Genomic DNA, 21,418 nt, shown 5'->3' with positions numbered 1-21,418 from the left:
ATTATGATGCTGTTCTTAAAAATTTTCTCTATAAGAAATTTTCAAGGGTTTGTTGTCTATTGTTTAATTATCAAGGTACTTTTTGTCGTTTGCTGTCCCTCACGGGTCAGCCTAAACATAGTATCATTAATCATATGCATCTGTCAAGAGTTTATTTAACTTTTTTTCAACTTTTTTCAAACACATATTTTACATACTAGATTTAGTGTTTTTAGTGATGCTTTCCTACAATACTTTCTTGTAGAACTTACATGCAAAAACTACTGGCTTGGCCCAGTAGTTCTGGAAAACATCAAAACGGAGAAAGAGGGATTTGAACCCTCGCGCCGGTCACCCGACCTACACCCTTAGCAGGGGCGCCTCTTCAGCCTCTTGAGTATTTCTCCTGATTCTGAATAATACCTGCTTTCTATATATCAGCAGGGCAATATACAATTATGCACCCAACAGTGCAAAAGTTATTATACTAAACAGATTGTTTTATGTCAACGGAAAAATCGCAACTTTTTCATTTTTTCTCATTTTTGTCAATTGTATCCTGTATTCTGTCATGGACAATGGATGCAATTTCCGTTGTTTTCATATTTTTATAATCATCATAGTACAATGGTTTCAGGAAATGAACCTGTACGGTAACCTTACTGATTGTATTTGTATCGAATGGACGAAATGAATCAATCAGCGCTATGGGGACAATCGGACATTTTGCCTTTGTTGCAGCTTTGAAGCTGCCACCCTTAAATTCCCCGATGCGGTTTCCGTTCTTTGAACGGGTACCCTCTGCAAAGATCAGATAATTTCTCCCATTTTTCACTTCATTTGATACATCGATAATAACCTGCATAGCCTGACGTACATTATCCCTGTCCAGCATATATGCTTTCATACATGCAAAAACCTGTTTTAGAAACTGGATATTCTGAATTTCCTTCTTTGCGACCACTGAAAAGGGCATTGGACAGGCCTCCAGAACAGCAAGCACATCGTACAGGCCCTGATGGTTTGGAAAAAACATGAATCCACTTTCTTTAGGAATATTTTCTGTGCCATAAGGTTCTATCCGTACATTTCCCCCTTTATTTGCACGCAGCACAATAAACTTCAGCAGGCTGTACTGTTCCTCCTCCGTGTACTTTTCAGTATGTGACGCGTGATAACACAGGCGGCACCACATATATGGAACCAGGATGATATTTCGGAACACCATCAGCAATATACGTTTCATTACATTTTCCTCTCAGCTCTTAGTTTTTCCATGATTTTTCTAATTTAAACACAATAATTAGTCTTCTATACAATATTCTTTGATGGCAGTTTCATACAAATTACTGCCTTCACTGTCAATTACAACGATAACAGGAAAATTTTCTACAGTCAGCCTGCGGATTGCCTCAGTCCCCAGATCATCATAGGCAACCACTTCTGAGCTGGTAATACATTTTGAAAGAAGGGCTCCTGCCCCTCCTACTGCTGCAAAGTAAACGGAATCATTTCTTATAACCGCTTCAATCACCTCCTGGCTCCTTTTTCCTTTTCCAATCATAGCACCGAGCCCCAGATCCAGAAGCTGAGGTGCGTATTTATCCATCCGGCTTGCAGTTGTAGGACCTGCCGAACCGATAGGGCGCCCTTCCCTTGCAGGTGAAGGCCCCATATAGTAAATCACCTGATTCTCAATATCTATAGGAAGAGACTTTCCCTCTCCCAGTATCTCATACATTCTTTTATGAGCTGCATCGCGGGCCGTATAGATTGTGCCCGTTATGTATACATAGTCGCCTGCATGCAGCGATTTTGATACTTCCTTCTTAATGGGTGCTGTGATATGTTTATCCATAATATATATCCCTCCCTGGTGAATTTTAAGAATATTCTGAAAAAGGTAAGCAAAGGGGTCAGACCCCTTTACAACTCCCGGACTACATGCCTGTTCACATGACAGCAGATATTAATTCCAACCGGCAGCCCGGCAATATGCGTTGCATAGGTATTGATATGAACCCCAAGTGCTGTGGTGGTTCCACCTAGGCCGCCCGGCCCGATTCCCAGCCTGTTTATCTTTTTTAATAATTCTTCTTCCAATTCTTTTACATATGGGATATCGGAATGTGTTCCTACTTCCCGGGTGAGGGCTTCTTTTGCCATCAATGCGCATTTTTCAAATGTTCCGCCGATGCCTACGCCGACTACCATTGGAGGGCAGGCATTAGGACCTGCATCTTTTACCGCTGTTAATACGGCTTTCTTAACACCTTCTATTCCTTCAGCAGGTTTCAACATAAAGACTCGGCTCATGTTTTCACTTCCGAATCCTTTCGGTGCTACTTTTATTTTTACTTTGTCTCCTGCTGTTATTTTTGTATGGATAATAGCAGGTGTATTATCTTTTGTATTTTCACGGATTAAGGGATCATTTACCACGGACTTTCTCAGAAAACCTTCTGTGTATCCCTGGCGCACACCTTCGTTGACTGCATCTTCCAGAAGTCCTCCCTCCAGATGCACGTCCTGGCCAATCTCCAGAAATATCACTGCCATGCCTGTATCCTGGCAGATTGGAATCATATCCTGCGCAGCAATCTCCAGATTCTCCTGTAGCTGTCCCAGTATTTGTTTTCCAAGAGGGGATTTTTCTGTCTGCTCTGCATGCTTCATCGCCGCATCCATATCAGGTGACAGATAGTGATTTGCTTCAATACACATTTCTTTTATATTTTTAGTGATTTCCTCAACATTAATTGACCGTACCATGATTCCTCCTGCACTATTTAATCATTTCATTTTTTTTAATTCACAACTTTTCTTATTATAATATAATTTTATAAAAAAGAAAATAGTGGTGGAGGAAACTTATCTTAAATTTGAGAAGAGAAGGGGCTGTCGGGAAGGAGAGCAGATCTTCAGTTAAGCTGCAAAATAAGGTATTTTAAAGACAGTGCAGTGTCAACGCAGATATTCTGCTGCAGCTTCCTTAGCGCTGGCTTTTGAAAAATTCCAGGTTCTCAGGGACATATCCTGCTTCTGAATCCACTGAAAATACTGTTCCAGTCTCCCATCCCAGTATTCCGGATTACCCACTGCCTTTTCAGCAGCCTGAACCACAACTGGTGCGGTATCCAGGGAGCTGGCAAACATAAGGTGCATCATATCTACCTCCGAAATCTGCTCCCAGTGTCTGACATTATATTGTGCCGTCAGTTTATCCACTTTTGTAAATGACAGCGCAATATAGCAAACTGCTACCACGACCATGATATATTTGAATAATTGAAACTTCTTTCGTATAATACTCAGCATAACCCCCAGCATAATCAGCAGAAGCACCCCAAGGAACCAAAGAACCAGAACTCTTAAAAACGTAAGATGGTAAGCTCTTACATAAAGAATCATCCTATAAGCTGCGGAAAGAGTCATAATACATGTGCATACAGAAATTATCATAAGAATAATTTTCAAAATTCTATTTTCTTCAAAAATACTAACACAGATTAACACAGTGATGAAGTTAATAATGCTGACCGCCAGCAGCTGCCAGAATCCCGCATGCGCATACTGTGAATATGTGACGCTTTCTGGCAGACCACTTTCAAACCGTAAAAACAAAAATAATATCTGAATCGCAGAGTAAAATACATATATAACGGCAAGTATCCCTGAAAATGTAATCCCTGTAACAGAATTTAAAGAAAGCTGTTTTACATTTTCTTTCTCTTTTATATTTAGTGCTGATATTCCTGAAAGAAATGCATACATCAGAATATAGCCTGCCAGAAATGTCAAAATTACTCCCAGCTCAGCCCCAAATCTGAACCATCCCGTAAAACAGCCGAAAAACACCGCAAAAATTTTATCTGAGTATACAAGAAGCGGAAGGACAATTACTAACAGCCCGGCTGCACACGCACACCCAAGAATAATCGGTTTGAAATATCTGCTTTCTTTTTTTACCCTATTTTTTCTATATCTGATTCCATGAATAAAGGGATCACATACCGAAGCAATCGTCTTTCCCGCCAGCATCAAAATAGATACCATATACTTCTGAAAGCTCCAGTTTCCCTGCTCGTTTACCTGTTGAATCATGCCAGACATAAAAAGCAGTATAATTCCGATCCAGTTAAAAAAGTGAAAAAATTTATTCATTGTCAGCGGGGTAGAAATTCCCAGCAGCATCATCCCAGCTGCGTAAATATAAAAATTTTTCTTCACTGTTATTCCCATTCTTTTTAAAAACATAAACGCTGTGGCAATTGTTACGGCAACAATGACAGGGAATGTAACTCCTGACAGATTCTTATACAGACAGAATGTAAAGATAAAACCGTAGATCCCACACATACATCCTGTATAGAGATAATTCTCCTCGAGTTTACTGACTGATAATGTTTCCATAATGAGTGCTCCTTTCCTTATTTACCGAAAGTTTTCGTCAACATCGGGGCCCGCTCGGCTATTCTTCATCCTCTACATATTCCAGAATATCTCCGGGCTGACATTTTAAAGCTTTGCATATAGCGTCCAAAGTGGTAAATCTGACGGCCTTTGCTTTATTATTTTTTAATATCGAAAGATTGGCCATTGTAATATCGATCTCCTGTGCCAGCTCGGTCACGCTTATTTTTCTTTTAGCCATCATAACATCCAAATTTACTATAATTGACATCCTTTTCCTCCTGTAATATATTCCGCTTAAATGGTCAGATCATTTTCGTTTTTAAAACGTACAGCTTCTTTAAAAACACAGGCCAGAACATGGCTGAACAGTCCGGCTATAAAAAAGGTCAGAATAACGACATACGTTGCAGGAGTGGGTAGAAAAAATAACTTTATTACAAATAGCACAGAAATAATAAAACTTACTTTTCCCATCATACTCAGACTTTTTACATTGTTATCCACAAAACAGTCTTTTTTGATCACTGTCTTTATCATCCTTCTCAGCTGATGCACAATGATAAGGCCACAGACACCTGCAAGAGCAACAGTAATTAACATGGGCCAAAATTGTACTTCTATTTCTGCATAATAATACCTGCCTGCCAGTTTTAATATAAATGGGAGACCCGCCAGTACAATAATTCCTGCATAAAACATAAAACCTAAAAATCCACTTGTAAATCTGATCAGCTTTTCCTGCTTCATAAAATTCAATCCTTTCCAAATTCTGTGTAATTTTCCAATAGTTCTTTTTATGGATTATATCATTATTAAAACTGTATTTCAATATATTTTTATCGAATAACAATATATTTTTATTATTATAAAGTAAATATAGCTAAGTTATTGACTAATACGGCCATAAATACCGGAAAGCTAAATCCCGGAAAATACTATTTACTTACTGTTTATTTATAAATACACAGTTAATTATTCGTAATGGTAGTAAATTAATCGTAAATTTAAAATGAAAAACGAGTACTTCCTGCCTTATCTAAATAAGGCATTCTGTACCCGCTTTTTAATTGCATCTCTATTTCATATTTAAAAAAGCAAATAAATTTTGAGAATATTCTGAAAATAGTATGCAAAGGGGTCAGACCCCTTTACTCATAAGCTTGGTTTAATATCATGATGACGTCCTCATAATCCACTGCAGCCGGATTTAAAAGCATAGCCCCGTCATTCAATGCTGTTTTTGCCACTGCATCAAAATCTTTTTTCTCTACTTTTACTTCTTTTAGTGTCATGGGCAGTCCACATAGCTTATGAAGTCTGCGTTCGAGTTTTCTAACGGATTTTATAGCCTCTTCACTTCTCTTTTCTGCAGAAGTTCTGGCATACACTTCCGGCCCCTCCAGGTATAGAAGCAATTCTCCGTATATATCTCCCAATTGTTTATAATTATATAACATACAATATGGCAGCAAAATGGCCATGGCATTTCCATGGGGTACTTTACAGACTCCGCCCAGTGCATGTCCGATTGCATGAACCGCTCCTACCATGGAATTGGAGAATGCTGCACCGGCCATAGTGGATGCGTTTGCCATTGCAAGTCTTGCCTCAATATTTTTTCCGTCTTTTATGGTGGTCACCAGATTTTCTGAAATCAGTTTTATTGCAGCGGCAGCATAGGCATCGCTCAGTGGATTTTTTTGAGTACAGCTGAATGCTTCTATTGCATGGCATAATGCATCAAAACCTGTCGAAGCTGCCGTTTTCGGCGGAAGCGTTTCCGTCATTCGGGGATCCAGTACCGCTGCATCCGGTAACAGATAGTTTGATATAAACTCCATTTTTACGGACTTTTCTATATTTTTAATCACAGCTACGAGTGTTGTCTCTGAACCGGTTCCCGATGTAGTCGGCACTGCGATAAAAGGGATATGTTTTCCTCGAATCAGGGACTCGCAGCCCTGCAGTTCCAGCAAATCCTCTGCCTCCTGGGATATCAGCATTTCTACGCCCTTTGCAGTATCTATAATAGAACCTCCGCCTACGGCTATGATGCTGTCACAGGCCGCTTCTTTATATTTTTTCCCGATTTTATTCACAACTTCAACCGAAGAATCTGCAGGGATATCCGTAAAAACAGCCCCCGGCTCCATTCCTGTAGAAGCAATTGCGTTGGTTACCTTCTTTAGAGATCCTACTTTCTCGAGAATCCTGCCGGATAACAAAATAGGTCTGGATGCCCCCAGTCCCTTTAGTTCATAGGTAATGTTTTCAAGCGCATACTTTCCGGATAAAATTTTTGTTGAATTCTGAAATTCATAATACGTTGGCAGCACGAGTTTTCCTCCTAAATCTCATCAAAATTTAAAATAAAATCGACTTTTCCACAATTTTCCAGGGTTTTCCACATACTATATGTGAATTACTCCGTTTTTTAGCAATATAAATGTTGATAACTTTTATTTCACAATAACATATTTATCCCCGCAGACCGCATCGGTGCACCAAAGAAATCGGTCATTCGGAGCATAACGACAACCCGCTATGAATACTCAAAGAGTCTACTTGAGTCTTTATTCTAAAATCCCAATAATGAATGGCAATATACCCGAAAACTTCCCAGTTGTTTACCAGGTACTCTACGCAGTATTCTTTTTGTAATTATTTTAGGAAACAAATATACTTCGGCCAATTCAATACACCTTACAATAGACATAATCTCGGCAATATCCCCCTTCACCATAAAACGATGCTGAGCATAAGCCTCTGTAATCCCAATCTGTCCGGAAAATACCAGAAATGCACCGTCAATACTTTTAAATGAGATAAGAATATCCGGATCCTCGATATTTTCGGAACGCAGTATACCACTGGATATTTTTTTTAAACAAAGCTTTGGTCCCCTTTTTGATACAGTAAGAACAATCGTCCTTCCTATAGGCCAGCCCTCAATTTCTTTGCAGACTCTGCTATCATACTTATATAAAGTCTTCATTCCACGATACAGAAAAAACATAATCACCTTTACAAAAAGAATCTTCCCGCTAAACACCCCTCGCTTTATTAGGCTTAAACGCATGACGTTTCCTCCTTTCCCTGAATGAGTAATCTCAGAATATAATGCTAAAAACATCCACAAATACTATTCCAATCTTCTTAAGTATACCAAACCCCACACCAAAAATATATAACTGAATATAATCTCACTCAATAAACATTATTCCCAATAACGAATCGATCCGAAAATCCATCAACAATCCGCCTCTCCCGCCCCTGCCAGCGCAGAGAACCATCCAAAGAATTCAACTTTCCCGTCCTGATGCACCAGCTTTCCGGAGTCGTGAAAGGGATATCCCGGATGCTTCATTCGAAGATAACTGCCGCTTCATCAAAAGAAAAGCCAGCATATGAACTACAAGCAGGACCACAAGTCCTGCTTGTAAGCCGACTTATACGGGAATGCATCCTGCATTCCCGTGTTTGTCGGCGATGTTCATCATGCTGGCTTTTCTTTTGATGAAGCGGCAGTTATCTTCGAATGAAGCATCCGGGATATCCCTTTCACGACTCCGGAAAGCGTCCCTTCAGCCGACCTCCCGGAAGTTTATTCTTGAATCTCCTCCTCATCATCCTCAGAGATTTCTACCTTTTCTCCGTCAATCTCCGCGGATGCTTTTCTTACCTTAGCTACACTCGCCACAGTATCCCCCTCGGCAAGGTTAATCAGTTTTACTCCTGATGTCACTCGTCCAAGAGCCGATATATCCGCACACTGCATACGGATAATAATGCCTTCCGTGTTGATAATCATAACCTCGTTATCCTCATTCACGGCCTTCATTCCCACTACATTGCCTGTCTTCTCGGTTATCTTGTAGCACTTCACTCCCTTACCGCCGCGGTTCTGTGTTGTAAATTCTTCCAAGCTGGTGCGCTTGCCCATCCCCTTTTCCGATACAATGAGGAGATCGCTGCCCTGGGTGCTCATCTGCATTGCAATGACTTCATCCCTGTCGCTTAAGTTCATGCCGCGGACACCCATGGAAGTTCTTCCTGTCGCCCGGACATCCTTTTCATTAAATCTAATACACTGGCCATATTTGGTTACCAGTACAATATCTTCCTCATTGTCCGTAATCTTGACCTCAATCAGCCTGTCGTCCTCGCGCAGCGTGATCGCTGCAAGCCCTGTCTTTCTAACATTTGCATAATCGGTAATCGGAGTCTTTTTCACAAGTCCCTTCTCTGTTGCCATAAACAAGAACTTCCCGTCCTCATACTCCTGGATCGGAATCATAGCCGTGATCTTCTCATCCGGCATCAGCTGCAGGATATTAATAATAGCGGTTCCTCTCGCAGTCCTGCTGGCCTCCGGAATCTCGTATCCCTTGATCCTGTATACACGTCCTGTATTGGTAAAGAACATGATATAGTGATGGGTGGAGGTAATAAATAATTCCTTGATATAATCCTCCTCCAGCGTCTGCATTCCCTTAATTCCCTTGCCGCCCCTGTTCTGGCTCTTGAAGGTATCCATGGTCATACGCTTGATATATCCGAGCCTGGTCATAGTAATAACAATATTTTCCCTTGGTATCAGATCTTCCATGGATATGTCAAATTCATCAAAGCCGATAGAGGTTCTTCTCTCATCCCCGTACTTTTCAGAAATAAGCAGAATCTCTTCCCGGATCACGCCGAGAAGCAGCTTTCTGTCGGCCAGAATTGCCTTTAATTCGCCGATTTTCTTCATCAGCTCTTCATATTCACTTTCCAGCTTCTCTCTTTCCAGACCGGTCAGCGCACGGAGCCGCATATCCACAATGGCCTGTGCCTGCACTTCCGTTAAATCAAATCTGGCAATCAATTCTTCTTTTGCGATCTGGACGTTCTTAGATCCCCTGATGATCTTAATGACTTCATCGATATGATCCAGCGCAATAAGTAACCCCTTTAAAATATGCGCACGCTCTTCTGCCTTATTCAGTTCATACTTTGTTCTTCTGGTTACAACTTCCTCCTGATGCTTCAGATAAAGCCGCAGCATATCCAGAATATTCATAACCCTTGGCTCATTATTTACAAGCGCAAGCATAATAACGCCAAATGTATCCTGCAGCTGTGTATGTTTGTACAGCTGATTCAGAATAACATTCGGATTCACATCCCGGCGCAGTTCAATACAGATTCTCATTCCTTCACGGTTTGACTGGTCACTAAGGTCTGTGATTCCATCGATTTTCTTATCCCGCACAAGCTCAGCCATCTTTTCAATTAATCTGGCTTTATTGACCATATAAGGCAGCTCTGTGACAATAATCCGGTTCTTCCCGTTTGCCATAGGCTCAATGTTCGTAATTGCACGCACACGGATCTTGCCGCGTCCGGTTCTATATGCTTCCTCAATACCTCTTGTTCCCAGAATCTCCGCACCTGTCGGAAAATCCGGTCCCTTAACGATCTTTAAAATGTCTTCTATGGCTGTATCGCCGTTCTCTTCAATCTGGTCGTCAATGATTCTTACAACCGCGCTGATAACCTCCCTCAAGTTGTGGGGTGGGATATTTGTCGCCATTCCTACTGCGATACCTGACGTTCCATTGACAAGAAGATTCGGAAATCTGGCCGGCAGCACGGTCGGCTCTTTTTCCGTCTCATCAAAGTTCGGTGTAAAATCAACGGTATCCTTGTTGATATCCGCCGTCATCTCCATGGAAATCTTACTGAGACGGGCCTCCGTATAACGCATGGCAGCGGCGCCGTCGCCGTCCACAGAACCAAAGTTACCGTGGCCGTCAACAAGCGGATATCTGGTAGACCATTCCTGGGCCAGATTTACCAGCGCCCCGTAGATGGAACTGTCGCCGTGGGGGTGATACTTACCCATCGTATCACCGACAATACGCGCACATTTACGATGCGGCTTGTCTGGTCCGTTATTCAATTCGATCATAGAGTACAGAATTCTCCTCTGTACAGGCTTCAGCCCGTCTCTTACATCGGGCAGGGCACGGGCAGCTATTACACTCATGGCATAGTCGATATAAGAATTTTCCATGGTCTTTTTCAAATCAACTTCATGGACTTTATCAAAAATATTATCTTCCATTTTTATATCCTTTCCTTTGGAGGTTTTCCGGCAGACAAATAGTCCGTTCTGCCGAACCCTTAATTATTCGATGCTGATCTGTAATCAGTACTTTCCCTGCAATCTAAGATTAGATATCCAGATTCTGCACATACTTCGCATTCTCTTCGATAAATTCCCGCCTTGGCTCTACTTTGTCTCCCATCAGCGTAGTGAAAGTCAGGTCAAGCTCTGAAGACGTCTCCTCGTCCATCGTCACCCTCAGCAGTATTCTGTGTTCCGGATCCATGGTGGTCTCCCACAGCTGTTCCGCATCCATCTCTCCAAGACCTTTATAGCGCTGTATCTTGTTGTTTCCGTCACGTCCCACTTCTGAAAGAATCTGGCTCAGTTCCTCATCACTGTATGCATACCATACCTTTTTGTTCTTTTCCAGCTTGTACAGCGGCGGCTGCGCCAGATACACATAACCGTCTTTGATCAGATCCGGCATAAAACGATATAAAAATGTCAATAACAAAGTGCTGATATGCGCCCCATCCACGTCGGCATCAGTCATAATGATAATCTTATGGTACCGAAGCTTCGTAATATCAAAATCCTCATGTATTCCCGTGCCAAATGCAGTGATCATCGCTTTGATCTCCGCATTTCCATAAATCTTGTCCAGCCTTGCCTTCTCCACATTCAGAATCTTTCCCCTCAGCGGCAGGATAGCCTGAGTGGATCTGTCTCTGGCGGTTTTCGCGGAACCGCCGGCAGAATCACCCTCTACGATGTAAATCTCGCAGTTTTTCGGGTCCTTGTCCGAGCAGTCGGCAAGTTTACCCGGCAGGGACATTCCCTCCAGGGCAGATTTTCTTCTGGTAAGATCCCTTGCTTTTCTGGCTGCCTCCCTTGCACGCTGCGCCATCACTGACTTTTCGACAGTCATTTTCGCAACATTTGGGTTCTGCTCCAGGAAAATCTCCAGCTGGGTACTCACAATACTGTCCACAGCGCCGCGCGCCTCACTATTGCCCAGCTTCTGCTTGGTCTGTCCCTCAAACTGAGGATCCTCAATCTTTACACTGATGATCGCAGTCAGACCTTCCCTGATATCCTCACCGGATAGATTCGGCTCACTGTCTTTGAGCAGCTTATTTTTTCTCGCATAATCATTAAAAGTTTTCGTCAAAGCATTACGGAATCCCACTATATGGGTACCGCCCTCCGGCGTCGTAATATTATTTACAAAGCCATAAGTATTGTCACTGTAGGAATCATTGTGCTGCATGGCAACCTCAACGGCTACATTATCCTTCATTCCCTCACAGTATATAATCTGGTCGTAAAGAGCTGTTTTACTGCGGTTCAAATAAGTGACGAACTCCTTGATCCCGCCCTCGTAGTGGAAATTCTTCTCCACAAGCTCTTCCCCGCGCTCATCCCTAAGTACAATCCGCAGTCCTCTCGTCAGGAAAGCCATCTCGCGAAAACGCTGCTTTAATGTATCATAATCAAAAATCGTTTCCTCAAAAATCTCATCATCCGGCAGAAATGTTACTTTAGTTCCGCTCTTATCGGCCTCACATTCTCCGACTACCCGCAGCTTTTCCACAACTTTTCCACGCTCGTATCTCTGCCTGTAGATCTTACCCTCATTGTAGATCTCTACTTCCAGCCACTGCGACAATGCGTTTACAACCGAAGCTCCCACACCGTGCAGGCCTCCCGATACCTTGTAACCCCCGCCGCCAAACTTTCCCCCCGCATGCAGAATTGTAAATACAACCTCTACCGCAGGAAGCCCGGCCTTATGATTGATCCCCACAGGAATACCACGCCCGTTATCAATAACCGTGATGGAGTTGCCCTCATTTATACTTACAAAGATTGTATCACAATATCCTGCCAGCGCCTCATCCACAGCGTTGTCTACAATCTCATATACCAGATGGTGAAGTCCTCTTGACGAAGTGCTTCCGATGTACATCCCCGGCCTTTTTCTTACCGCTTCCAATCCCTCTAATATCTGGATCTGATCTGCTCCATATTCAGCATCAAATTCTGTACCTGTTGCACCCATTTAAAAACCTCCTAATTTTCTTTTGCTACCTGTCCATTTTTTACATGGAAAATTTTATTAATAGAAAATCGATGATTCACAAACTCATCTAATCCAGTACATGTGATTACCGTTTGTATATCATGAATACTATCCAGTAAATAGTTTTGCCTGTGTTTATCCAGTTCAGACAATACATCGTCCAATAATAATACAGGCGTATCCCTGATCAGTGACCTGACCAGTTCTATCTCGGAGAGCTTCAGCGACAAAGCTGCCGTCCGCTGCTGCCCCTGTGACCCAAACCTGCGGATATCCAGGCTGCCCGCCATAAAACAAAGATCATCCCTGTGCGGGCCCACAGAGGTGCTTTTCAGCCTCATATCCCTGTCCCTGTTTTTCTTCAGAGCCTGTTCCAGGCTAAGGTTTCCGACGCTGCATTCGTAGGAAAGAGTGATATGCTCCTTCCCGCCAGTTAATTTATAGTGGATATCAGAGATGATTTCATTCACTTCTTCTATGAACCGCTTCCGGCTCTCCATTACTTTTGTTCCGTACTCAACCAATTGCATATCCCAGATATCCAACGTTTCCACAAGATTCTCCTGTTTGTAAATGTCTTTGAGTAAGGAATTTCTCTGATTAATAATTCGATTATAGTTAGAAAGATTGCTGAGATATACTTTATCAAGCTGCGACAATTCCAGATCGATAAATCTTCTTCTTCCGGAAGGCCCGTCCTTGATAATGTTCAAGTCTTCCGGAGAAAAAAATACAAAATGAATAATTCCAAACAATTCACTTGCTTTGCGGATCGGAATCTTATTGATGGCAATCCCTTTGGGGCTGTTCTTTTTCAGATGCATATCGATCTGATATTCTATTCCCCTTTTCTCAACAATGGTCTCCAGATGTGCTTCATCACGTCCAAACTGAATCAAATCCCTGTCTTTTGTACCTCTGTGAGATTTGGTAGTCCCGGACAAATACAGGGCTTCCAGTACATTCGTCTTGCCTTGTGCATTGTCGCCGTAGAGAATATTTGTCTTGGGATCAAAGGTCAAATCCAACAATTCGTAATTCCTGTAATTCTTTAGTTTTAAAGATTTGATTACCATAATTTCTCCATCAGCATGTAATTATTTGTAACAGTTCAGGCAGGCCTGAACTGTTACGCATCCAGCACATTGAAATTCGCCTGCGGCGAAGCGCTGTATGCCTGCAACCACCATGTTTTCGTACGGTCAGCGCAGTAAATGCGCAGACCTATCTGAACTGACACGATTATTTTACACTTTTTCAGACTATTTTTCAATTTTTATTTCCTGGCCGTCAAATTCCACCCTGTCTCCATCGTATAATTTGCGCCCTCTTCTGGTGTCCGTCTCTCCGTTCACCTTTACCAATCCGTCCTGGACAGCCTCTTTTGCCTCCACTCCGGAATCCACAAGCCCGGCCGCTTTCAGTGCCTGTCCCAGCTTGATAAATTCATCGCTTTCACGTAACTTTATAATCTCCATTCCGAATCCTTTCTGTCCTTTCGATAACCCCATTGGGGACGCCGCCCTTTTATCCCGGCCTAAAACTGCCGCGCCTTATATCTGGATAAAAGGGCCACGTCCCCATTTATTATGCAACCGTGCTGTAACAGTGAAAGCCTGTCTGACCTGTTACACCGCGTTAAAATTAACCGGAAGAATCAAATAAATATAACTTTGTTTTTCATCCTTGATAAAACATGGCGCCTTTGCATTCATGTAATACAGGTCAACCTCCTCATCATCAATGACTCTCAGGGCATCGATCAGGAACTTAGGATTAAACCCGATCATCAGATCCTTCCCCTCTTTTGTGATAAAGATCTCCTCATCCATGGATCCGATCTGAGACTTGATCTTAAGTTCCATGGACTCGTCCCGGATATCAATGATAATCGGCTTCTTGTCTCCCTCCTTGATCAGAAGGGTGGCTCTGTCAATACAGTCCAGAAGCTCTTTCTTGTTCATTCTTACTTTTGTCTCATAATCGCTGGAGAGCATCTGGTCAATCTTAAAATAATCTCCTTCAATCAGCCTGGATACCACCACTGTCTTATCAAACTCAAACACAATGTGGTTCTTTGTAAACGAAATGTCTACATCCGCTTCTGCTTCACCGCCGATGATCTTGCTGATCTCCTGCAGTGTCTTTCCCGGTACGATCACCTTTTTCGGCGCATAGTTTTCCTTTAACTCAATCTTACGGATCGAGATTCTGTGGCCGTCTAAAGAGACCACCTTCAGGATATTCTCTTCGATCTCGAACAGTTCGCCTGTCATCATCTTGTTTGTATCGTTGTCTGCGATGGAAAAGATCGTCTGACGTATGACTTCTTTCAGCGTAAACTCAGAGACGGTAATGTAGTCCTCTTTTTCAATCACGGGCAGGTATGAAAAATCTTCTCCCGACTGTGCGGCAATATTGAACTTCGCTTTTTCACAGGTAATCATTGTCTGATTATCCGTATCGGTCTCGATGGTTACATCATTGTCAGGAAGCTTCCTGACGATCTCTGAAAATATTCTTGCATTCAGGGCTATGATTCCTCTCTCTACAATATCACCTTCGATGCTTGTCTCAATTCCAAGTTCCATATCATTCGCAGTCAGTTTAATGACATCTGTAGATGCATCGATCAGAATACATTCCAGAATAGGCATTGTAGTTTTGGATGGTACAGCTTTGGATACAATGCTGACACCTTTAACCAGGTTAGATTTTGAACAAACGATTTTCATATGTCGGTAACTCCTTTCGATGGGTGTGGTGAAAAAACTTTCCACCGCGTTTTTTATAGATAAATATATAAATCAATTCCGTCTTCTTCGTAATAGGGGCTGTGAATAAGTTCATAAGTGCTTCAAAGCCTTTAAAATTAAGGGGTTGTCCATACTGAAAACTGTGTAGACATCCACTGGAAAGTGTTGGGACAAGATGGGGATAAAAAACTCCTCAAACTCCTTAATTTTTTTATTAACCTCATAATTCACATCATTTTAACATGGTTATCCACAATTTATCCACATTAGATAGGATTTATCTTCTTCTTAATAATGTTCACAGTGTTGTTCAGAGCCTCGTCAACTGTAAGGTCATGTGCGATCTTCTTAACTCCATGGCTGACAGAAGCGTGATCCTTGCCTCCCAGGATAATCCCTACAGTCTTAAGGGGGGTATCCGTCATCGCACGGCAGAGGTACATTACAATCTGACGGGGAAGTACGATCTCAGCATTTCTTTTTTTCCCCTTCAATTCAGCAATGGGTACATTAAAATGTTCGGATACAACATCGATAATCAGTTCCGGAGTAATCGTCCGGTTAGCATCGGGCGAAATCATGTCCTTCAGCGCTTCTGCGGCCAGAGGAATATCGATCGGTTTCTTCTCCAGGTTGGATAAGGCGATCAGCTTGTTCAGGGAGCCTTCCAGTTCCCTGATATTGGATTTAATATTATTCGCAATATATTGAAGGACTTCATCCGGAATGTGATAACGTTCCAGTCCGTCCAGTTCCTCTTTCTTCCTGAGAATAGCCATCCTGGTCTCATAATCAGGTGAGGAAATATCCGCAATCAGTCCCCATTCAAAACGGGTGCGGAGCCGTGCTTCCAGTGTCTCGATATCCTTCGGAGGCTTATCACTGGAGATAATAATCTGCTTCCCTGATACATGGAGATGGTTAAACGTATGGAAAAATTCTTCCTGTGTACTTTCCTTACCTATTATAAACTGGATATCATCAATCAGAAGCACATCGTTATTTCGGTATTTTTCACGGAAAGTAGTCATGGCAAGTTCATTGCCGTTTTTACCTATTTTTAAGGCATCGATCAATTCATTTGTAAATGTCTCACTTGTCACATACAGGACCTTCTTGGAAGGGTCATTTTCAAGTATAAAGTGTGCAACCGAATGCATCAGATGAGTCTTCCCCAGTCCGACACCTCCATATATAAAAAGAGGGTTGTAAATCTCTCCGGGCGATTCTGCAACCGCAAGAGACGCAGCATGTGCGAAATTATTATTACTGCCCACAACAAAAGTATCAAATGTATATTTAGCATTGAGATTCGCATTCTCAAAGATAGCATTTGACTTTTTATTCTTTATGACATTTTCTTTCTTTTCCTGGATGATGACATTATCTTCAGTAACAAAAGAGATTTCAAACTCAGTGCCTGTAACTTCTGCAATACACACTTTAAAAGGAAGGAGATATTTCTCTTCTATATGTTCCAGGCTGGCTTTGAGTTTTACAAGAATATAGACAGTGTCATCGGTAACTTCATATACAGTAAGTGGCGCAATCCACGTATTGTAAGAAATATTAGATGAGCAATATTCGTCCTTCATTTTGTTTAAAATCTGCTCCCAATTTTCAACTACAATGTTCATCGACAGTACTCCTAATCAATATAATAGAGAGATATGAACGCAAAATCTCTCTATTACATTTTACATCAAAACGGTATGAGAAGCAATGAGAAATGATGTGTATAACTTTATGAACAATTTAAACGCGTATGTTTGCATGGGTTAAAATCAAAAATAAAATTTAATCAACACCTTATCCAACACTTATCCACAGTTTATCCACATAAGAATTAGAGAACGAACTTGTGAGTGAACGGATGGGGGGACGCTCTATAAAAGGATGTGAGGGGTGCTGCAGCCGGGGCTGGTTTCCTCCGGGAGTGTGTATGGCTTTTGATAGTCCGCACCACTTGATAAGAAACAGTAACAGACAAAATGTGGAAAACAGAGGGACATGCCGCAGTTGGCCTAAAATCTTGATGATTTTAGGCCGCCGGCGGCAACAGAATTTGTTTTGGTAAAACAAATTCTGCCCTCTATTTCCCACATTTTCTCTGTAACTGTTTCTAATCGCGTTATAAGGACTTTCAAAAGCCATACACACTCCCGGAGGAAACCAGCCCCGGCTGCAGCACCCCTCACATCCTTTCATAGAGCTAGGTGCATCAAGAGGGAAGGTATGATTCTTAGTGGGTGGGGTTCGGACGGGGCAGCGGATGGTAACTGGTTGTGCGGATTGTTAATGTGTGTTTAAAAAAAATTTTAAGTTGTACTTGGGACTCGTCTGTAAGGATTAGGTTATATGGGGGGATAATTTATTCAGTAGCCATGCAACAGCACCACAGGTTAAAACACGAGTTATAGGAAGTTTTGTATAAAATACAGATCTCAGCTCCGCGTCGTCAGGGCAGATCCACTGCTACCGTATGAAGTAACCATAAGCTATTCATCCGCTTCCCTACCGCAATCCTGCCGATTGGATGAACCTAGCTAAGGAAGAGGTGTGGCTTGCTCCTGGGGGAGTGTGTATGCTGATTCAGAATCCCTCGAAGTAAGCGTTAGAAGATGTTAGCGAAAAAACAGGTAAAATTGAGGGCAAAATTTGTTTTACCAAAACAAATTTTGTTGCCGCCGGCGGGCCAAAATCATCAAGATTTTGGGCCAACTGCGGCATGTCCCTCAATTTTACCTGTTTTTTCGTTTACATCTTCTTCGTGAACGGCCGGGATTTGAATCAGCATACACACTCCCCCAGGAGCAAGCCACACCTCTTCCTTAGCGCCCCCTCACCCAAATCCCCCAGATTTCGCATAAAATTCCCCATAATAGCTTGACTTCCCCCCCTTTTTTGAATATAATTAAGAGCAGTGTCTTTTTTGTGTATTATATAGGTATATATTTTTTCACAAAGACGGCAGGCGAAAGTGATAATAATTGTAATACTTTATAATAAGTATATCAATCAAAGGGAGGTGTATCTGCAATGAAAATGACATTTCAGCCAAAGAAAAGACAGAGAGCAAAAGTTCATGGCTTTAGAGCAAGAATGAGCACACCAGGCGGAAGAAAAGTTTTAGCTGCCAGAAGAGCAAAAGGAAGAAAACAGTTATCAGCTTAGGCCGCATCTATGTGGCCTTTTCTTCTATTTATAAAAGAAAAAGGCAAAGGGAATTCAATGAAATTTTCCGAATCTTTGAAAAAAAATAAGGACTTTCAAATTGTTTATAAAAGCGGAAGATCTTATGCTAATAAGTATCTTGTGATGTATGTGAAGGAAAATGGGCTGGATAAAAACAGGCTCGGTATTTCCGTTAGTAAAAAAGTGGGGAACAGTGTTGTCAGGCATCATCTGACAAGGTTGATCCGAGAAAGTTATCGGCTTTTAGAAGAACATTTCCAAAGTGGACTTGATATAGTCGTAATAGCCAGAGTAAGTGCAAAAGAGAAGTGTTACCATGAGATTGAGAGTGCACTTATCCACTTGGGAAAGCTTCATGAAATATATAAAGGGAAGTGACGCAGATGAAGCATATTTTTATATGGCTTATCAGATTTTATCAGAAGTATCTGTCCGGATTGAAGACGCAGTATCACTGTATATACACGCCGACCTGTTCACAGTACGGCATTGAAGCAATTCAAAAATACGGTGCTGTAAAGGGAGGGGCCCTCACAATCTGGAGAATTCTGCGCTGCAATCCATTTGCAAAAGGCGGATATGATCCGGTACCTTAAGGAGGATAAGAGATGTATGGAACTTTAGCTGCAGGTTATGCAGACTGGCCAATTATTCATCAGATTTCCTGGCTGCTTGGAAAATTGATGAATGGAATCTACAATGTGTTAGATGGTGTATTTGGGATACAGAATATCGGTATCTGTATCATCCTATTTACAATCGTCATATATACATTGATGATTCCGCTTACGATCAAACAGCAGAAATGGTCTAAAATGTCTTCGGTTATGAATCCTGAAATTCAGAAGGTTCAGAAAAAGTATGCAAACAAAAAAGACCAGGCTTCCATGCTTAAGCAGCAGGAAGAGATGCAGACTATATATGAGAAGTACGGTACTTCACCTACAGGCGGATGTCTTCCGATGCTGATCCAGATGCCGGTTCTCTTTGCTCTGTATCCGGTTATTCAGAATATACCGAATTATGTTAAGGGTGTTAAAGATGTTTATATGCCGGTTGTAAACCAGATCATGGCAACGGATGGTTTCCAGAAGATCATGGAAAAGATCGGGGAAGCAAAACCTGTACTTATGAGCGCCAAATCTTACGATTATTCACAGGCAGATACACTTGTGAATGCGCTGTATAAATTCCAGGACAGCACATGGAATACTCTGGTGGACAAGATTCCTTCTCTGAAGGATATTGTAGAATCCACCACACAGACAGTAGGACATCTGAACAGTTTTATCGGCATTAACATCGGCGAAGCGCCTTTTACAATGTTAATGGCGGCAATCAAAGATTTTTCGATTTTGGGTATTATATTAGCAGTTATTATCCCGATTATGGCCGGTCTTACACAGTTTATCAGTGTAAAACTGCAGCCGCAGCCACAGGTTGAACCAGGCAATACCATGGCCAACTCCATGAAGACAATGACATACACAATGCCGCTGTTTTCCGTATTCATGGGATTCACACTTCCCGCAGGTCTTGGTCTTTACTGGGCAATCAGTGCAGTTGTAAGATGTGTACAGCAGCTGGCAATCAACAAATATCTTGGTAAAAAGTCAACGGATGAACTGATTGCGGAGAATCAGAAAAAGGCTGCAAAGAAACGTGAGAAAAAGGGAACATCTGCAAAAGAAATCAACAGAATGGCAACAACGAGCACCAGAAATGTAGAAGATAAGAAAAAATCAAAGATATCTGAAGCTGAGCGCGAAGAACGCCTGAAAAATGCAGCACAGTATACAAAAAGTGCGAAGCCGGGCAGTCTTGCTTCTAAGGCCAATATGGTAAGCAAGTATAACAGTGGTCACAGCATAACAGATAAAAAGGATGAAGGTAAGTAGGAGAGTCGGTGTAGAAAGGTAGGGATACAGCATGAACGGTAGTATCAGAGTATCAGCAAAAACATTAGATGATGCGATTACAGAAGCATTGATCCAGTTAGGTGTTACCAGCGACAGGCTTGAATATGAGGTGATTGAAAAAGGAAGCGCCGGATTTCTTGGAATAGGTATGAAACAGGCTGTAATCGAGGCAAGAAGAAAACCGGAGCCTGTAGTGGAAGAACCAAAGGCAGAAGTAAAAGAAGAGAAACCTGAGGTAAAGAAAGAGCCGGCAAGAGAGTTCAAGAAAAAAGAACACTATAAAAAAGAAGTAAAGCAAGAAGCTAAGAATGAGTTTAAGCGTGAATTCAAAAGTGAAGTTAAGAATGAAGTAAAAAAAGATACTGCTAAGACAGAAGCACAGCCTGCAATCAGACATGAAGCAGAGCTTGCAGAAGTAAAAGAGGAAACCAAAAATGCAGTTGAAGCCTTCCTGCGTGATACATTAAATGCAATGGGAATGACCGTAGAGCTGATCTCTGATGTGGATGCCGATGGTGCGCTGGGCGTAGAGATGAAGGGGGAGAATATGGGACTCCTTATTGGAAAGCGCGGACAGACACTGGATGCCCTGCAGTATCTTGCTAACCGGGTTGCCAATAAGCATCAGGACGGTTATGTGCGTGTGAAGCTTGATACAGAGAATTACCGTGCAAGAAGAGAAGAGACACTGAAGAATCTTGCAAAGAACATTGCCTATAAGGTAAAACGTTCTAAGAGACCAGTTTCTCTGGAGCCGATGAATCCTTACGAGAGAAGGATCATACACGCGGCGCTTCAGTCTGACCCTTATGTAACAACACATAGTGAAGGGGAAGAGCCGTACAGAAAAGTAGTTGTTACCTTAAAAAGATAAATGAAATTGAAGCGAAAGAGGACGTTTCCGCTTCACGGATGCTTTCGTGAAGTCGTGAGACGTCTTTTTTAGAAATTTAATTTTATAGGATGGGGTTATTAT

At 41.9% G+C, this 21,418-nt stretch carries 19 protein-coding genes and 1 tRNA gene; 5 read left to right on the top strand and 15 right to left on the bottom strand.

Annotated features, from left to right (window positions below; translation table 11 throughout):
* Positions 1 to 298: 298 nt before the first annotated feature.
* The 15 genes from GKG43_RS17495 to dnaA all read right to left on the bottom strand — a co-directional run bounded on the left by GKG43_RS17495 (position 299) and on the right by dnaA (position 16,965).
* Positions 299 to 386: transfer RNA gene (locus GKG43_RS17495), tRNA-Ser, on the bottom strand.
* 122 nt (positions 387 to 508) lie between these two features.
* Entirely contained in the window at positions 509 to 1,225 is a 717-nt protein-coding gene (locus tag GKG43_RS17490) for a lysophospholipid acyltransferase family protein (protein ID WP_025653898.1), read from the bottom strand.
* 57 nt (positions 1,226 to 1,282) lie between these two features.
* Positions 1,283 to 1,837, bottom strand: a complete 555-nt coding sequence (locus GKG43_RS17485; protein ID WP_050639226.1) for a Fe-S-containing hydro-lyase — start codon at positions 1,835 to 1,837, stop codon at positions 1,283 to 1,285.
* A gap of 68 nt (positions 1,838 to 1,905) precedes the next feature.
* Entirely contained in the window at positions 1,906 to 2,751 is an 846-nt protein-coding gene (locus GKG43_RS17480) for a fumarate hydratase (protein ID WP_055152829.1), read from the bottom strand.
* Between the two features lie 192 nt (positions 2,752 to 2,943).
* A complete protein-coding gene (locus GKG43_RS17475; RefSeq protein ID WP_129879477.1) occupies positions 2,944 to 4,392 on the bottom strand; it encodes a DUF4173 domain-containing protein in 1,449 nt (482 codons plus the stop codon).
* Positions 4,393 to 4,450: 58 nt separating this feature from the next.
* A complete protein-coding gene (locus GKG43_RS17470) occupies positions 4,451 to 4,663 on the bottom strand; it encodes a helix-turn-helix transcriptional regulator (RefSeq protein ID WP_050639223.1) in 213 nt (70 codons plus the stop codon).
* A 26-nt stretch (positions 4,664 to 4,689) separates the two neighbouring features.
* Positions 4,690 to 5,142, bottom strand: a complete 453-nt coding sequence (locus GKG43_RS17465) for a DUF2975 domain-containing protein (protein WP_050639222.1) — start codon at positions 5,140 to 5,142, stop codon at positions 4,690 to 4,692.
* Between the two features lie 401 nt (positions 5,143 to 5,543).
* A complete protein-coding gene (locus tag GKG43_RS17460; protein WP_050639221.1) occupies positions 5,544 to 6,731 on the bottom strand; it encodes an iron-containing alcohol dehydrogenase in 1,188 nt (395 codons plus the stop codon).
* Positions 6,732 to 6,973: 242 nt separating this feature from the next.
* On the bottom strand, positions 6,974 to 7,474 hold the full coding sequence (locus tag GKG43_RS17455; RefSeq protein ID WP_055152833.1) for a hypothetical protein: 501 nt from the start codon (positions 7,472 to 7,474) through the stop codon (positions 6,974 to 6,976).
* 525 nt (positions 7,475 to 7,999) lie between these two features.
* Positions 8,000 to 10,504, bottom strand: a complete 2,505-nt coding sequence (gene gyrA, locus GKG43_RS17450; RefSeq protein ID WP_050639219.1) for a DNA gyrase subunit A — start codon at positions 10,502 to 10,504, stop codon at positions 8,000 to 8,002.
* A 109-nt stretch (positions 10,505 to 10,613) separates the two neighbouring features.
* Positions 10,614 to 12,551: a DNA topoisomerase (ATP-hydrolyzing) subunit B gene (gyrB, locus tag GKG43_RS17445; RefSeq protein WP_050639218.1), complete on the bottom strand. Its 1,938-nt coding sequence runs from the start codon at positions 12,549 to 12,551 to the stop codon at positions 10,614 to 10,616.
* Between the two features lie 11 nt (positions 12,552 to 12,562).
* Positions 12,563 to 13,648: a DNA replication/repair protein RecF gene (gene recF, locus GKG43_RS17440; protein ID WP_050639217.1), complete on the bottom strand. Its 1,086-nt coding sequence runs from the start codon at positions 13,646 to 13,648 to the stop codon at positions 12,563 to 12,565.
* A gap of 186 nt (positions 13,649 to 13,834) precedes the next feature.
* Complete coding sequence (locus GKG43_RS17435; protein WP_055152922.1) at positions 13,835 to 14,050, bottom strand: RNA-binding S4 domain-containing protein; 216 nt, start codon at positions 14,048 to 14,050, stop codon at positions 13,835 to 13,837.
* Between the two features lie 150 nt (positions 14,051 to 14,200).
* Entirely contained in the window at positions 14,201 to 15,307 is a 1,107-nt protein-coding gene (gene dnaN / locus GKG43_RS17430; RefSeq protein ID WP_050639216.1) for a DNA polymerase III subunit beta, read from the bottom strand.
* Positions 15,308 to 15,594: 287 nt separating this feature from the next.
* Positions 15,595 to 16,965, bottom strand: a complete 1,371-nt coding sequence (dnaA, locus tag GKG43_RS17425) for a chromosomal replication initiator protein DnaA (RefSeq protein ID WP_050639215.1) — start codon at positions 16,963 to 16,965, stop codon at positions 15,595 to 15,597.
* A gap of 1,402 nt (positions 16,966 to 18,367) precedes the next feature.
* Here dnaA and rpmH point away from each other — a divergent pair.
* Genes rpmH through jag form a run of 5 tightly spaced genes read left to right on the top strand, consistent with a single transcriptional unit; the run spans position 18,368 to position 21,316 of the window.
* Positions 18,368 to 18,502 carry a 50S ribosomal protein L34 gene (rpmH, locus tag GKG43_RS17420; protein ID WP_025653883.1) on the top strand — a complete coding sequence of 45 codons (135 nt, stop codon included), beginning with the start codon at positions 18,368 to 18,370 and terminating at the stop codon, positions 18,500 to 18,502.
* A gap of 57 nt (positions 18,503 to 18,559) precedes the next feature.
* Positions 18,560 to 18,901 (top strand): ribonuclease P protein component, encoded by a 342-nt coding sequence (gene rnpA / locus GKG43_RS17415; RefSeq protein ID WP_050639243.1) that lies wholly within the window; start codon positions 18,560 to 18,562, stop codon positions 18,899 to 18,901.
* Between the two features lie 5 nt (positions 18,902 to 18,906).
* Positions 18,907 to 19,119: a membrane protein insertion efficiency factor YidD gene (yidD, locus tag GKG43_RS17410; RefSeq protein WP_050639214.1), complete on the top strand. Its 213-nt coding sequence runs from the start codon at positions 18,907 to 18,909 to the stop codon at positions 19,117 to 19,119.
* A 12-nt stretch (positions 19,120 to 19,131) separates the two neighbouring features.
* Positions 19,132 to 20,421 (top strand): YidC/Oxa1 family membrane protein insertase, encoded by a 1,290-nt coding sequence (locus tag GKG43_RS17405; RefSeq protein WP_050639213.1) that lies wholly within the window; start codon positions 19,132 to 19,134, stop codon positions 20,419 to 20,421.
* 31 nt (positions 20,422 to 20,452) lie between these two features.
* Positions 20,453 to 21,316: an RNA-binding cell elongation regulator Jag/EloR gene (jag, locus tag GKG43_RS17400; RefSeq protein WP_055152839.1), complete on the top strand. Its 864-nt coding sequence runs from the start codon at positions 20,453 to 20,455 to the stop codon at positions 21,314 to 21,316.
* The last annotated feature ends 102 nt before the right edge of the window (positions 21,317 to 21,418 follow it).

The sequence above is a fragment of the Eubacterium sp. BIOML-A2 genome, from assembly GCF_009680135.1.
In the GTDB taxonomy this organism is placed as follows: Bacteria; Bacillota; Clostridia; order Lachnospirales; family Lachnospiraceae; genus Faecalicatena; species Faecalicatena contortus_B.
This window is presented reverse-complemented; position numbering and strand designations above follow the sequence as displayed.